12 protein-coding genes are annotated in these 14,656 nt (G+C 53.3%); 6 read left to right on the top strand and 6 right to left on the bottom strand.

Annotation, left to right across the window (positions count from 1 at the left end; all coding sequences use genetic code 11):
- Positions 1-9 precede the first annotated feature (9 nt).
- Positions 10-1,401, top strand: coding sequence for an L-seryl-tRNA(Sec) selenium transferase (gene selA, locus MUA00_RS16035; protein ID WP_271124028.1), 1,392 nt, complete (start codon positions 10-12; stop codon positions 1,399-1,401).
- Entirely contained in the window at positions 1,398-3,248 is a 1,851-nt protein-coding gene (gene selB / locus MUA00_RS16030) for a selenocysteine-specific translation elongation factor (protein ID WP_271124027.1), read from the top strand. Before selA ends, selB begins: the two co-directional genes overlap by 4 nt.
- Positions 3,249-3,344: 96 nt before the next feature.
- On the opposite strand, the gene MUA00_RS16025 is transcribed toward selB, so the two are convergent.
- On the bottom strand, positions 3,345-4,217 hold the full coding sequence (locus MUA00_RS16025) for an ROK family protein (RefSeq protein WP_271124026.1): 873 nt from the start codon (positions 4,215-4,217) through the stop codon (positions 3,345-3,347).
- Positions 4,218-4,405: 188 nt separating this feature from the next.
- Between MUA00_RS16025 and exaC the strand changes: the two genes are divergently transcribed.
- Positions 4,406-5,944 (top strand): acetaldehyde dehydrogenase ExaC, encoded by a 1,539-nt coding sequence (gene exaC, locus MUA00_RS16020; protein ID WP_271124025.1) that lies wholly within the window; start codon positions 4,406-4,408, stop codon positions 5,942-5,944.
- Between the two features lie 121 nt (positions 5,945-6,065).
- Here exaC and ompA read toward each other — a convergent pair whose 3' ends face one another.
- Positions 6,066-7,115 (bottom strand): porin OmpA, encoded by a 1,050-nt coding sequence (gene ompA, locus MUA00_RS16015; protein WP_271124024.1) that lies wholly within the window; start codon positions 7,113-7,115, stop codon positions 6,066-6,068.
- 159 nt (positions 7,116-7,274) lie between these two features.
- Positions 7,275-7,904 carry a helix-turn-helix domain-containing protein gene (locus MUA00_RS16010; protein WP_271124023.1) on the bottom strand — a complete coding sequence of 210 codons (630 nt, stop codon included), beginning with the start codon at positions 7,902-7,904 and terminating at the stop codon, positions 7,275-7,277.
- A 185-nt stretch (positions 7,905-8,089) separates the two neighbouring features.
- Between MUA00_RS16010 and MUA00_RS16005 the strand changes: the two genes are divergently transcribed.
- Both MUA00_RS16005 and MUA00_RS16000 read left to right on the top strand, forming a co-directional pair.
- Positions 8,090-8,428, top strand: coding sequence for a DUF3302 domain-containing protein (locus tag MUA00_RS16005; RefSeq protein WP_271124022.1), 339 nt, complete (start codon positions 8,090-8,092; stop codon positions 8,426-8,428).
- 16 nt (positions 8,429-8,444) lie between these two features.
- Positions 8,445-9,584: an HlyD family secretion protein gene (locus MUA00_RS16000; RefSeq protein ID WP_271124021.1), complete on the top strand. Its 1,140-nt coding sequence runs from the start codon at positions 8,445-8,447 to the stop codon at positions 9,582-9,584.
- A gap of 37 nt (positions 9,585-9,621) precedes the next feature.
- Here MUA00_RS16000 and yajD read toward each other — a convergent pair whose 3' ends face one another.
- From yajD to MUA00_RS15985, 3 genes are all read right to left on the bottom strand, one after another.
- The gene (gene yajD / locus MUA00_RS15995; RefSeq protein WP_271124020.1) at positions 9,622-9,966 is read right to left on the bottom strand and encodes an HNH nuclease YajD; all 345 of its coding nucleotides are present in this window, start codon (positions 9,964-9,966) and stop codon (positions 9,622-9,624) included.
- 95 nt (positions 9,967-10,061) lie between these two features.
- On the bottom strand, positions 10,062-11,312 hold the full coding sequence (avtA, locus tag MUA00_RS15990) for a valine--pyruvate transaminase (RefSeq protein WP_271124019.1): 1,251 nt from the start codon (positions 11,310-11,312) through the stop codon (positions 10,062-10,064).
- Between the two features lie 133 nt (positions 11,313-11,445).
- On the bottom strand, positions 11,446-13,464 hold the full coding sequence (locus MUA00_RS15985) for an alpha-amylase (protein ID WP_271124018.1): 2,019 nt from the start codon (positions 13,462-13,464) through the stop codon (positions 11,446-11,448).
- Positions 13,465-13,778: 314 nt separating this feature from the next.
- On the opposite strand from MUA00_RS15985, the gene MUA00_RS15980 reads away from it, so the two are divergent.
- A complete protein-coding gene (locus tag MUA00_RS15980; RefSeq protein WP_271124017.1) occupies positions 13,779-14,627 on the top strand; it encodes a protein bax in 849 nt (282 codons plus the stop codon).
- Positions 14,628-14,656: the final 29 nt, after the last annotated feature.

Raw genomic sequence — 14,656 nt, 5'->3', positions numbered from 1 at the left:
CGGCTTGCCATGACCTCTCATCGTACTTTGTATAGCCAACTTCCGGCGACAGACCGCCTGCTGCGTGACGCATCTTTCAGCGCCCTGCTGCATGAATTCGGCCATTCCCGCGTGGTCAGCACCCTGCGCGAAATGCTTGATGATGCGCGCGAGCACATCCGTTTGCAGGAAACATTGCCGCCGTGGAACGAGGATTGGGCAGCTCAGGCGAAGCAAAAACTTGAGGCAAACCAGCGCAGCGCATTGCAGCCGGTCTTTAACCTGACCGGCACCGTGCTGCATACCAACCTGGGACGTGCTTTGCAGGCTGAAGCCGCCGTTGAAGCTGTCGCTCAGGTGATGCGCTCCCCGATTACGCTGGAATACAATCTCGATGGCGCAGCACGCGGACACCGCGACCGGGCGCTGGCGGACCTGCTGTGCGAGCTAACAGGTGCGGAAGACGCCTGCATCGTCAATAACAACGCGGCGGCGGTACTGTTAATGCTGGCGGCCTGTGCGGATGGCGGCGAAGTCGTTGTCTCGCGTGGCGAACTGGTAGAAATCGGCGGCGCGTTCCGCATTCCTGACGTGATGCGCCAGGCCGGCTGCCGCCTCGTCGAAGTCGGCACCACTAACCGCACGCACCTGAAAGATTATCGCAAGGCGACCGTTGACGGAAACGTCGCGCTGCTGATGAAGGTGCATACCAGCAATTATCAGATTGAAGGCTTTACCAAAACGGTGTCCGAGGCAGAGCTGGCCGAACTGGGTAACGAACTGAACGTTCCGGTAATCAGCGATTTGGGAAGCGGCTCGCTTGTCGACCTCAGCCAGTGGGGATTGCCGCCGGAACCGATGCCGAAGCAGATGCTTGCGGCTGGCGTAAGCCTGGTGAGCTTCTCAGGAGATAAACTGCTCGGCGGCCCGCAGGCGGGGATTATCGTTGGCAAAAAAGAGCTTATCGCCCGCATTCAAAGCCATCCGCTCAAGCGTGCCCTGCGCGCCGATAAAATGACGCTGGCAGCGCTGGAAGCCACGCTGCGCCTGTATCAGCACCCGGAAACCCTGGTTGAAAGATTGCCGACGCTGCGCCTGCTAACCCGAGATGCAACGTCCATCAGCAAACAAGCACAGCGTCTTTTTCCTGCGTTGCAGACTCATTTTGGCGAACAGTTTGAGGTGCGCGTAGAACCCTGCTTATCGCAAATCGGCAGCGGTTCTTTGCCGGTCGACAGGCTGCCGAGCGCCGCCATCACCTTTACGCCAAAAGATGGCCGCGGGGTCACGCTTAATGCGTTAACGCAGCGCCTGCGTGAGCAACGCAAACCGGTCATCGGCCGCATCAGCGACGGACGCCTGTGGCTGGATTTACGCTGCCTCGAAGATGAAGCTGGCTTCATGGAGATGCTGACCCAATGATTATCGCCACCGCCGGACACGTGGACCACGGAAAAACGACGCTGTTGCAGGCCCTGACGGGCGTTAACGCGGATCGCCTGCCGGAAGAGAAAAAACGCGGCATGACCATCGACCTCGGCTACGCCTACTGGCCGCAGCCGGACGGACGAATCATCGGCTTTATCGACGTGCCGGGGCACGAAAAATTTCTCGCTAATATGCTGGCGGGCGTGGGCGGCATCGATCACGCTCTGCTGGTCGTGGCCTGCGATGACGGCGTGATGGCGCAAACTCGCGAACATCTCGCCATTTTGCAACTGACTGGCAAACCTGCCATTACCGTCGCGCTGACCAAAGCAGACCGCGTCAGCGAAACGCGTATTGAAGAAGTGCGAGAAGCGGTTCAGGCGATGCTCAGCGAAGCGGGCTGGCAGGATGCAAAAATCTTCGTTACCGCTGCCACAGCAGGAAAAGGCATTGCCGAACTGCGCAGCCATTTACAAAAGCTTCCGGAACGCCCGCATCCTCGTCAGCACCGCTTCCGCCTGGCGATCGATCGCGCTTTCACTGTTAAAGGCGCAGGTCTGGTAGTAACAGGCACGGCGCTGAGCGGCGAGGTGAAGGTTGGCGATACCCTGTGGTTAACCGGAGCGGATAAACCTATGCGCGTGCGCGGCCTGCATGCGCAAAACCAGCCGACAGACACCGCCTTTGCCGGGCAACGTATCGCGCTCAATATTAGCGGTGACGCTGAAAAATCGGATATCAGCCGCGGCGACTGGTTGCTTACGGAAAAACCGCTGCAGCCAGTGGAACGCGTTATCGTTCAGCTTCAGGCTCATTCGCCGCTACAACAATGGCAGCCGCTGCACATTCATCACGCTGCAAGCCACGTTACCGGCCGAGTTTCTCTGCTTGAGGGCGAGCTGGCTGAACTGGTGCTGGATGTGCCGCTGTGGCTGGCGGAAAATGACCGACTTGTGCTGCGCGATATAGCCGCACGCGTCACGCTTGCCGGCGCGCGAACGCTTCTTCTGCACGCTCCACGCCGCGGCAAACGTCAGCCCGCTTATCTTGAATGGCTTCATCGTCTTGAGCAAACCAGCGGCGACCCGCAGGTTCTGGACTTACATTTACAGCGCGGCGCGGTATCCCTGCCAGCCTTTGCCTGGGCGCGCCAGCTCACCGGCAGCGGCCTGCAGAAGCTGCTGGCGAAACCGGGTTACTTGCAGGCGGGAGATAACCTGCTGAGCGACGAAGTCGCCGCCCGCTGGCGGCAAAAACTCCTTGATACGCTTGCGCGCTACCATCAGCAGCATGACGATCAGCCAGGCCCTGGACGCGAACGCCTGCGCCGCATGGCGCTGCCGGCTGAAGACGAACCGCTGGTGCTGGCGCTTATCGAAAAAATGCGCCGTGAAGGCGCAATCATCAGCCGCCAGGGCTGGCTGCATCTGCCCGACCATAGCCCCGGTTTTTCAGCGGATCAGCAGGCGATATGGGAGAGAATCGACAGTCTGTTTGGTGACGACCCCTGGTGGGTGCGCGACCTGGCAGCGGAAATTAAACAGGATGAGCAACTGGTTCGCCAACTGCTGCGCTTTGCCGCTCAGCTCGGTCTGGTGACGGCGATCTTAAAAGATCGTTATTACCGTAACGATCGGATTCAGGCATTTGCTAATTTGATCCGCGAGTTGGATCAAACGCAGGGCGCAACCAGCGCGGCAGATTTCCGTGACCGGCTGGGCGTCGGCCGCAAGCTCGCCATACAAATTCTGGAATATTTCGACAGGATCGGCTTTACACGCCGTCGCGGTAATGAACATGTATTGCGGGATAAGGCGTTATTCCAGAAGGAAAATGCTTAAGGAATTCTGTGGATGGCGCTGCGCTGATCTACAAAACCTATAGCCCGGACTCGTGTAGGTCGGATAAGCCCCAGTGCCATCCGACACAATCCATCATCAATCCTTCTGCTTAGCCAACCAAACCGCCCCGAGCATGCCGGCTTTGTTGCCGAGCTTGCAGGGGCGAATCGGCACCTTCAGCACGTCCCAGAACTTAAACCCTTCGAGATGGCGTTCCAGCATCGGGTACAGCATCGGCTGGGTGCTCACGCCGCCGCCGAGCAAAATCGCCTGCGGATCGAACAGCGACACCACGCTATAAATGCCGCGCGCCAGATATTTCACCCAGTTATCAATCACGCCCTGAATATGTAAATCCGTCTCGGCACGGGCAAAAATATCCTGGCCGTGGATTTTTTCATCTGCCGGGATATTCATCTCTCTGCGGCAGGCGTCCATCAGCCCTTTGGCGGAAGCCAACTGGTGCATGTCTTCTCCGTATTGTCCTACGGGCAGCACCCCGAATTCCCCGGCCCGGAAGTGCGAACCGCGCATCAGTTCGCGATTAACGATAATGCCGCCGCCGATACCTGTACCAATGGTCACGCACACCAGCGAATCATAATCATGGCCTGCGCCCAGCCACATCTCACCGAGCGCGGCGCAGTTCGCATCGTTTTCGACGGTTATCGGCAAATCGGTTAGCTCGCCAAATATTTCAAGCAGGTTGCAGCCATCCAGAAACGCGAGCGATCCGGCCTTTGGCACCTGGCCGGTGTGCGGATTGATATAGCCCGGAAAACTAATGGCGATACCGGCGATTTCGTTATGCTGCCGGTAGCCCGCCACCACGCTTTGCCATGAGCTCAAAAAAAGCTGGCGGTCGTAGTGGGTATCATATTCTTCAGCAATCAGCACCTCCCCCTCTTCGGTGAACAGACCATGTTTTACATGGGTACCGCCTACATCAAAACTAATAAACAGGCGCATGAGCAATCCTTGTTGCGAAACGGGAAAAAGTAATCTTTTAGTATGAATCAAATTAGTTAGCCTGCTGGCTGAATACTCCGAATCAAAAAAATTTAATCCGTGAGCCGCGTCGTAAAGCCTTCAAACGCTGGCGAAGAAATCGCCGCTGGCGTCTACCCTTGATAAGCAACCGCGACAAGGAGAACACCATGACAAACAATCCTCCAGATACCCGAATTATCCCCGGCGAATATGGCTTCCCGCTCAAACTGAAACCGCGCTATGACAACTATATTGGCGGCCAGTGGGTCCCGCCGGTAGACGGCAAATATTACGAAAACCTTACCCCGGTAACCGGCCAGCCGCTGTGTGAAATCGCCAGTTCCAGCAAAGGCGATATCGATCTCGCGCTGGACGCGGCTCACGAGGCGAAAGCGGCATGGGGCGGCATGTCCGTGCAGGAAAGAGCGAATATCCTGCTAAAAATTGCCGACCGCATGGAGCAGAACATCGACCTGCTCGCCGCGGCCGAAACCTGGGATAACGGCAAACCTATCCGCGAAACCAGCGCTGCCGACGTTCCGCTGGCAGTCGACCACTTCCGCTATTTTGCCTCCTGTATTCGCGCACAAGAAGGCGGGATCAGCGAAGTTGACGGCGAAACCGTAGCGTATCACTTCCACGAACCGCTGGGCGTGGTCGCACAAATTATCCCGTGGAACTTCCCGCTGCTGATGGCGAGCTGGAAAATGGCCCCGGCGCTGGCGGCAGGGAACTGCATCGTGCTTAAACCGGCGCGCCTCACGCCGCTTTCCGTATTGCTGTTGATGGAACTGGTCGGGGATTTACTGCCGCCGGGCGTCATTAACGTGGTGAACGGCGCGGGCGGTGAAATCGGTGAATATCTTGCGACATCCAAACGCATCGCCAAAGTGGCCTTCACCGGCTCCACCGAAGTGGGCCAGCAAATCATGCAGTACGCCACCCGGAATATTATTCCGGTCACCCTTGAGCTGGGCGGCAAATCCCCGAATATCTTCTTTGCCGACGTGATGGACGAAGAGGATGCGTTCTTCGACAAGGCGCTGGAAGGTTTTGCGCTGTTCGCCTTTAACCAGGGCGAAGTCTGTACCTGCCCAAGCCGCGCGCTGGTGCAGGAATCCATCTATGAACGCTTTATGGAACGCGCCATTCGCCGCGTAGAATCCATCCGCAGCGGCAACCCGCTGGACGCCAGCACGCAAATGGGCGCGCAGGTTTCCCAGGGTCAGATGGAAACCATCCTCAATTACATCGATATCGGCAAAAAAGAAGGCGCGGACGTGCTGACCGGCGGACGTCGCAAGGCATTTGAAGGGGATCTGAAAGCGGGCTACTACCTGGAACCGACCATTCTGTTTGGTAAAAACAACATGCGCGTTTTCCAGGAGGAGATTTTTGGGCCGGTACTTGCCGTTACCACCTTCAAAACCATGGAAGAAGCGCTGGAACTGGCGAACGATACCGAGTACGGCCTGGGCGCGGGCGTCTGGAGCCGCAACGGTAACCTGGCGTACAAAATGGGCCGCGGCATTCAGGCAGGACGAGTCTGGACCAACTGTTATCACGCCTACCCGGCTCACGCGGCGTTTGGCGGATACAAACAGTCCGGCATCGGACGCGAAACCCATAAAATGATGCTTGAGCATTACCAACAAACCAAATGCCTGCTGGTAAGTTATTCCGACAAGCCGCTGGGCCTGTTCTGATTGATTTGTCCGCTTCACAAAAAAAGCCCGATAGTAAATATCGGGCAACGGACATCAATGAGGTTTATTTTTTTAGGACTTCAACGATCGTATGATCGATTCTGGCTTCACTTCTTAGTGCTTATTTCTCTCCTGCGATTTCAACCACTACGCGGCGATCCGGCGCCAGGCAATTAATCAGTTGTGACTTAGGTAAACCGTTGTCGCAACTGTTGCCGGTGACGGAGTTACTCTCACCACGGCCTTCTGCGCGAACGTTCTGAGCAGGCATACCTTGCGCAATCAGCGCATCTGCTACGGACTGGGCGCGTTCGGCGGAAAGCTGCTGGTTGTACCCATCTGAACCCAGGCGATCGCTGTAACCCACAACCGTCGTTGAGCTGTTTTTAGCCGCCTGCATTTCCGGGCTGTTGTACATCTGCTGGATTGCCGCATGACCTTCTGGCGTCAACGCGGCGGAGTTGTAGCCGAACAGCACGTCAGATTTGAGATTGAATGTTTTTACTTCGGGTGCCGCAACCGCGGCTACCGGCTCGGCTGCAATCGGGGCGGCGTCGTCATGCTGACCAAAGCGGTAGACCAGGCCTGCGGATACCGAGCTGACATCGCTACTGACGCCAATCTGGTTCGAGTTGCCCACGTTGCTGACCCACTGGTATTCCACGCGGCCAGCCCAGTTTTTATTAAACGCGTATTCCGTACCGACAGCCGCCAGCGGGCGAACGCCGGTATCGAATTTATTGTGGCCCGCGTTTTTAGTTTCAGCGCGATAACCCATCGCACCGGCGCGGCCGTAAATATCCCAGTTGTCGGTCAATCCGTAGCTGGCTTTCAGAGACATTTGCAGGCCCTGGCTTTCGAGTTTTGCACCCGGCACGCCGTGGTTACCGTGAATATCCATATTGCCGAGATAGTCATAGCCGCCTTCGACCGCAAGCCAGGGGGTAATCTGGTAACCACCGAATACGCCGCCGCTAACGTTGTCTTTATCGAAATCAAAATCGGTTGCGTTATTAACGTTATCGCTGAAATCTTTATTACCGCTGGCATCAAAATAATGCGACCAGCCCATTTTAGCGCCACCGTACCAGGTGTTAGCATCTGCGGCGGCAAAGGCGTTAGTCGCGGCTAACGCATTAACCATAAGTAAAGCTACAAGTGTCTTTTTCATATTATGTCCTGGAGTTCCTGTATCCGAGCCACGCTTCAGAATTTAATTGCCATAAGCTTGTCGACAAAAAGGATATTAGGATTACTCCAGGATGAGAATTAACAATTCGTTTATTTTTAAACAAAGCGGCGCTGGGTTATCCAGCACCGCATTAAATGTTCAAAAACTTTCAGGTAGGTCTTTCATGGAGAGTAAATATCCACCGCGCTTTGTTTCAATATGCTTACTTTCTTTCAATGAAAAAACCATATTGAGTACGCTGCTGCGTGATAAATGCGTTCTATCCTGGATATATTCAAGTATAGAAACGCGTAATCGGGTCTCTTCAGGTAATTGCATCATTTCCAGGAGATGATCGCGAATAACAGAATAGGTGCGTTGCTGAACGACTAACGCATCGCGATAAAATAAATAGCTGGTGAAATAGGACATCATAATTGCGACATCCTGCCATAAATTATTCGCAGTAATCGTCTCCATGGCTTTTTGTGCATCAACACGCATGATGGTTGACTCTGTTTCGATACGCAGGATGTTCCAGTGCAGCGGCTGCACGCCCTCCGCTATGCCAAAAAGATGCGGATCGTAGGCGGTGGCGATAACCAGCCCATCGGACGCGCGCAGCACGGAAACTTCCCCCTTCAAAAAGAGATAAAACTGCGCTCTTCCTTTGTAATCCCAGTGCAGGCGCTTACGAGGAACCACTTCTATTGGCGTACTGATGGGTTGCAGAACATCAAGCAGACGGGTGATGGAATCGTCCGGGCGAACAGGTGCGGAAGTGGTCACAGGCAATCCTTAAAAAGCGTTTACAATTTTTAGCCATTATAGACGAATATGTTCAAAGGTGATTTTCGACTCATTATTGCAGGGCTCACCGGGCCATAAAAATTTATTTTTAAATAAATTAGCGCTGGCACAGCGTCATCTGAAAAATTAACGTACCCCGTCCCACATTACAGGAATTAAATTTTATGTTTCTGAACTATTTTGCTCTGGGCCTGCTGTGCTTCGCCGGGATAATTGTTTTCTACGGTATTATCGTGATTCACGATATTCCTTATGAAATTGCCGTCGAGCGTAACCATCCACATCAGGATGCTATTCATGCCGCAGGCTGGGTCAGCCTGTTAACGCTGCATGTGCTGTGGCCGTTTATTTGGATCTGGGCAATGTTATATCGCGAAGACCGCGGGTGGGGTTTCCATAAAAATGAAAGTAATTCTATCGCTGCGTTACAAACCCGGCTTGCTTACCTTGAAAGCAAACTCGCCGCTGAGGATAAAGAAAAGCTCAACGATGTGATTCATTAATTTACCGGGAATTATTATGGAATTATTGCTTATTCTCATTTATGCCGCCTTTTGTATCGGCCTCTTTAAAATCTTTAACATCCCGTTAAATAAATGGTCGGTACCGACGGCAATACTCGGCGGCGTTGTTATTCTGAGCAGCTTAATTCTTACCATGAATTACAACCATCCTTATAGCGAACGCGCACAGATGTTAACGGTGACGGTGCCGATTATTCCCGAGGTGGAAGGTGTGGTGACAGAAGTCACGCACAATACCAATAAGATGATGAAAAAAGGGGATTTTCTTTTCCGTATCGATCCCACTCCGTATCAGGCGAAAGTCGATGTCATTAAAGGTGAAATTGAGAGCGCACAGCAGAATGTCGAAGTGCTTAAAGCTCGCCTCGCTTCGCAAACAGCGGATATTGCGCAATATAAAGCGAACCGGGATTTGGCGTTAAAAGATGCAAATCGCTATCGGGAAGGTAGCCGCGACAAGCTAAAAAGTCCCTTCACCGATCAGGAAGTGGTTAACGCTCGGCAACACTATCTGGCCGCACAGGCGCAATGGCAGTCAGCGCAATCCAGGCGCGAACAAACAATCGCGCAGCTCAATGCGTTAGTCGGCGGGGAAAACGCTACGGTCTATAAACTTAAATCCAGCCTGAAAGAGGCGCAATATTATCTCGACAAAACGGTCGTTCGCGCCCCGCAAGCGGGCTATGCCACCCAGGTTCTGTTAAAACCGGGAATGTATCTACGCCCGCTGCCGCTCAGGCCCGCTATGGTCTTTGTGCCGCAGCAAAGCGGCAATATTTATGCTGCATTCCGGCAAAACTCGGCCTTACGTTTGAACCCAGGCGACGAAGCGGAAGTGATTTTCAACGGCATTCCCGGCAAGGTCTTTGCAGGCCGGGTGAAGCAGATACTGCCGGTGGTCGGCAACAGCAGCTACCAGGCGCAGGGCTTCCTGCAAGGGCTTAATGAGGATGCAAAGCTGGATGGTATCTATGCTGAAATCGCCCTCGAACCGAACGCCGAAGTGGACAGGCTCCCGGCGGGCACCACGGCGCAGGCCGCTATTTATACCGACCATTTCGAACACTTATCTTTGCTGCGAAAAATCCTGCTGCGTATGACCAGTTGGACGCATTATCTTTACGTTGATCATTAACAATCAAGGTGATTAAGACAACAAAGCGCCGAGCGTCTTATTTCTTATTCAGCATCGCCTTCAAATCGGCAAAAGGACTCCAGGTCGCTTCGCCAACGTCTTTTTGCGCGTCTTCGCCGGCGACTACGGTGGAACCGTATTGATCGGCTTCAGTGTATTTTGAATGCTCGTGGTCGTGACAATACAGGCACAGCAACTCCCAGTTACTGCCGTCTTCCGGGTTATTGGTATGGTCGTGATCCATGTGGTGGACGGTAAGCTCGCGCAGGTTCGAATAGACGAACTCGCGGGAACAGCGCCCGCAGACCCACGGGAAGAGTTTCAGCGCTTTCTCGCGGTAGCCGCTTTCCAGTCGCGTATAGTTTTTCGGGATAATGGCCATGATGAATACCTGAAAATGAGTAAGGTTACAGTCAGCGTTCGGCTAAATTTCGTTTGTCAGCCTTCCCCCGGCGGGAGAAGGCTTTGGTGACTCGACTATGCTTCCGTCCAGGCTCGTTCAATCTCTTCGGCCAGAATCTTCACTCCCGCCTCGATTTTTTCCGGCTCCGGCACGTAGTTCATGCGCATGCACTGATGCGTATGCGGCCACGGTTTATCCAGCCCCGGGAAGAAATAATCGCCCGGCACCATCAGCACGCCGCGCTTTTTCAGGCGCTGATAAAGCAGTTCAGTCGTTATCGGCAAATCTTTAAACCACAGCCAGAGGAAAATCGCTCCTTCCGGTTTATGGATCAGGCAGCGTTCTGGCGACAAGTAGCGGCGAATAACCGCGATAGTTTCCTGAACGCGCTGGTAATAAAACGGTTTGATGACGGTTTCGGACAGGCGCAGCAGATCGTTGCGTTTGATCATCTCCGTTGCCATCGCAGGGCCGATGCCGCCCGGCGCCAGGCTGATAATACCGTTCATATTGCTGATGGCAGAGATGATTTTTTCGTTAGCGATAATAATGCCGCAGCGGGTGCCAGGCAGACCAAGCTTCGACAGGCTCATGCACAGCACGATGTTCGGATTCCACAGTGGGCGCGCTTCGCTGAAAATGATGCCGGGGAACGGCACGCCGTAAGCGTTATCAATCACCAGCGGGATGCCGTGCTGGTGCGCCAGCGCATCAAGTTTAATCAACTCTTCATCCGTGATGACGTTGCCAGTCGGGTTAGTTGGACGCGAGACGCAAATCATCCCGGTGTCTTCACCGATGTGCAAATGTTCGAAATCGACGTGATATTTAAACTGGCCTTCCGGCAACAGCTCGATGTTCGGACGCGCCGAGACAAACAGGTCTTCTTCGAGACCCGAATCACCGTAGCCGATATATTCAGGCGCCAACGGGAAAAGCACTTTTTTGGTGCTGCCATCGGCATGGCGACCAGCAAACAGGTTAAACAAGTAGAAAAATGCGCTCTGACTGCCGTTTGTCAGTGCAATATTCTGCGGTTCAATATCCCAGCCTAATTCGGTGCGAAGCAGTGTAGCAAGCGCGCCGAGTAACTCACTTTTCCCTTGAGGACCATCGTAATTGCACAGCGCGTCAGTCATTTTCCCGCTTGCCAGCATGTCCGCCAGCAGGGCCTGGAAATAATCGTTCATCGCAGGGATCTGTGCCGGATTACCGCCGCCGAGCATAATAGCGCCCGGCGTGCGTAAACCGTCGTTGAGGTCCTCCATCAGGCGCGTGATGCCTGCATGGCGGGTAAATTTGTCGCCGAAAAGTGAAAACGTCATAACGTAGATCTGTCGCTTACTGTCAAAAAGAGGCTAACCATAGCGCCGCAGAAGTCGCGGTGCAAACGCATTAAGGATAGCCTACCCTTGTCAATATGCTGCCCAGAGCGGAATACTTAGCATTAAATGCCGATCATGGATTCCCCGCCCACACCACCATCACTTTGTCATCGCCGCTCTGGCGGCTAAAGCCATAACCCTCTTGCATACTCAGCGTATTTTGTGTGCCCGCGCCAATTGCCGGATGGCGAGCCCGGAACTGGCTGATTTTTTCCCAGTGCGCGAGCGTGGCGGCATTTTTACCCCAGTTCATATCGGAGCGCGTGCCCTGGAGCGGATCGGAACCTGTCGGGCCAAACGGGCGCTCTGTTTCATCGCCGTAGAAAATCTGCACCGCTCCGGGCGCCAGCAACAACAATTCCGCAGCGCGTTGCCCGCCGTCGCGGAACAAGCGGGTATCGTGGGAAGAAAGGTAGCTAAGCACATTGAAGCTCTGCAATTTTTCCGCCATTTGCTGCCAGGTGATATCCATGTTCGACAGGCAGCCGGTAGCTTTCGCGGCCTGCTCCTGATAATCAAAATTGATCATCGCGTCAAAACCGCTGTTGTAATAATCGCTTTTCATCACGCCGTGGCCCCAGGACTCGCCCGTCATCCAGAACGGACCATCGTCCAGTTTTTTATCCGGGTTAGCTTTTTTCCAGGCGGCCAGCGCTTCTACCGACTGTGCTTTTAGCTGCTTCCAGGCATCTTTTTCAACGTGTTTTGCGGTATCGACACGGAAGCCGTCGATGCCGTAATCGCGCACCCACTGGCTAAGCCAGTGAGTCATGTAATCGCGCACCGTATAACCGGCGATTTCTTTGGCATTCGTGTCCGGCTTGTGGCGATAGAACACCGGCAGACCCGCGGCCTGCTTAGATTCCGTTTTTAAATCCGGCAGGAAGGCGAGAGACATGGTGATATCGTCAAAGCCTGGATTGTCGTAATCGCCGATATCCGTGCGGATCCAGTTTTTACCCCACCAGTTTTGCCAGGCCGTTTTGTCGCTGAAGTTGATGTAGTCATTAAAGGTGTGCCAGCTCTGACCGGGGCCGGGTTTCCAGTCGGTCCATTTTTTGCCGAGCGTTTTTGTCAACTCGTCACCTTTCAGATACAGCGCGCCAAACTGGTATTCCTGCATATCCGCAAGCGTTGCATAGCCGGTGTGGTTCATGACGATATCAAACAGAATACGGATGCCGCGCTTATGAGCTTCATCCACCAGCTTGCGCAGATCGTCCTCGGTGCCCATGTTGGCATCGAGCTTCGTCCAGTCCATGGTGTAATAGCCGTGATAGGCGTAATGCGGGAAGTCCCCTTTTGTGCCGCCGCCTACCCAGCCGTGAATTTGTTCCAGCGGAGAGCTTATCCACAGCGCATTAACGCCGAGATTTTGCAGATAATCGAGTTTGCTGGTTAAGCCCGCCAGATCGCCGCCGTGGAAGGTGGCAATGTCTTCCATACCATCTTTATGGCGACCGTAGCTGTTATCGTTGGCTGGATTGCCGTTCTCAAAACGGTCGGTGAGCACGAAATAAACCGTCGCATTATGCCAGTCAAACGGCGCGTTTTTTTCTGTGGATGCGCTTTCGAGCAGCAGCAGGCCATTGCTGTTTGCCGCAGGCATCATGGTTACCTGTCCCTGTTTAACGCTAGCCGTTTGCCCGCTGTAAAAATCACGGACTTCGCTCCCTTCCGGGAAAGTTTTGCTCACGTTAATGGTCAGTGGTTTTCCATCCCATTTTGGACACTGACGAGTCACATCAACGGGCGCCGCTGTCGCGGTACTCTTTACGCTCAGCATTAACGTTGGCGTGCCGCTGCGCGTATCGATTTGTACCTGGTAATCTCCCTCGCGGAACAGCTTCCACTGCGGCGCTTCCCCTTCACAAGGTTTGAGCGAGAGCATTTGGTTCAGCCTGATGGTTTCGGCGGGCTGCCAGCAGGTCTGCTCCTGCTTAAAACTTAGCGGCAGAACGCCTTTTGCAAGCTTTGACTCGCTCATAAACAGGCCAGGGCTTTGTTCTTTAAAGGTGTTTAAACCCGGCGCTGCCCAGTTTGCCAGCGCCAGGCCCGGGAACAATAAAAGCAGCAGAGGAATTTTTTTCATTTTTTTTACCCATGGGTATCTTTTAACCAGTGTGGCATTGTTTTTACGGGTGTTATTCCTCCTGAAAAGCAAGTTGAGAGGGAGGAGAAAGGAGGGTGAGTGATCCAGGTATCAATTCGCTAAAATATGCGATAACTCTCGCATATTACGATAGTTTCCGCTGTCATAAGGAAATCGTACGTGACATCTATTCAGAATCGGATTATTTCTTTTGGTGCCCTGGAAAGTTATTTTTGGTACTATTCGCGTTTAGTTTATTCGATTCCTTTGACAATTAAGGCACACGAGACGCATCGATCCGCCCAGGAGATCTAATGATATCAACCCCAATCCGACGATTTGGGGCTGCGATACTTATGTTACTGACCTTCAGTTTTTCAACTGGGGTAATAGCAAGTAAACATGAGCCAAAATCGCATAAAGCCCATACCGTTAAGGCAAAAAGCACAAAGATACACAGTACTAAGACACCAAGTAAGAAACTGGCAAGTAGTAAAAAAGAGTATTCTCGCAATAGTGAACTGGCATCTCTCCCTGATTTGCGAAAATACCCTTCCGGAACACCAAGGAAAAAAGCGTTTCTCCGGACGGTCATGCCATATATTACCAGTCAAAATGCTGCTATCACCGCCGATCGCAACTGGCTTGTTTCCAAGCAGTACGAAAAGCGCTGGTCGCCGTCTGAGCGCACGCGTCTGAAAAGCATTACTCAGCGCTATAAAATCGCCTGGAACGGCAACACTAACCGTGTACCGTGGAACCAGCTTATGGAAAAAGTCGACATCATCCCAACCAACATGGTGGCAACGATGGCGGCGGCTGAAAGCGGCTGGGGCACATCTAAGCTTGCCCGCAGCAATAACAACCTTTTTGGCATGAAATGCAGCAAACGTCACTGCAATAACGGCTCCGGTAAGGTAAAAGGTTATCAGCATTTCGATTCGGTAAAAGAAGGCGTTAACGCCTACGTGGTTAACCTGAACACGCATCCGGCCTATAAATCTTTCCGTAAATCGCGCGCGCAATTGCGTAAAGCCGATCAGGAAGTGACGGCCAGCAATATGATTCACAAGCTGAAAGGGTATTCGACAAGAGGTAATAGCTATAACAATTATCTGTTTGCGATGTACCAAAGCAACCAACGTTTAATGGCTGCTAACTGAACAAGTAATTAAAAAAGAAGTGTTAAAAC

Origin of the sequence: Dryocola boscaweniae (assembly GCF_025215095.1) — a bacterium.
Classification (GTDB): domain Bacteria; phylum Pseudomonadota; class Gammaproteobacteria; order Enterobacterales; family Enterobacteriaceae; genus Dryocola; species Dryocola boscaweniae.
The sequence above is the reverse complement of the archived record's forward strand: the minus strand, read 5'-3'. Positions and strand labels throughout refer to the sequence as shown.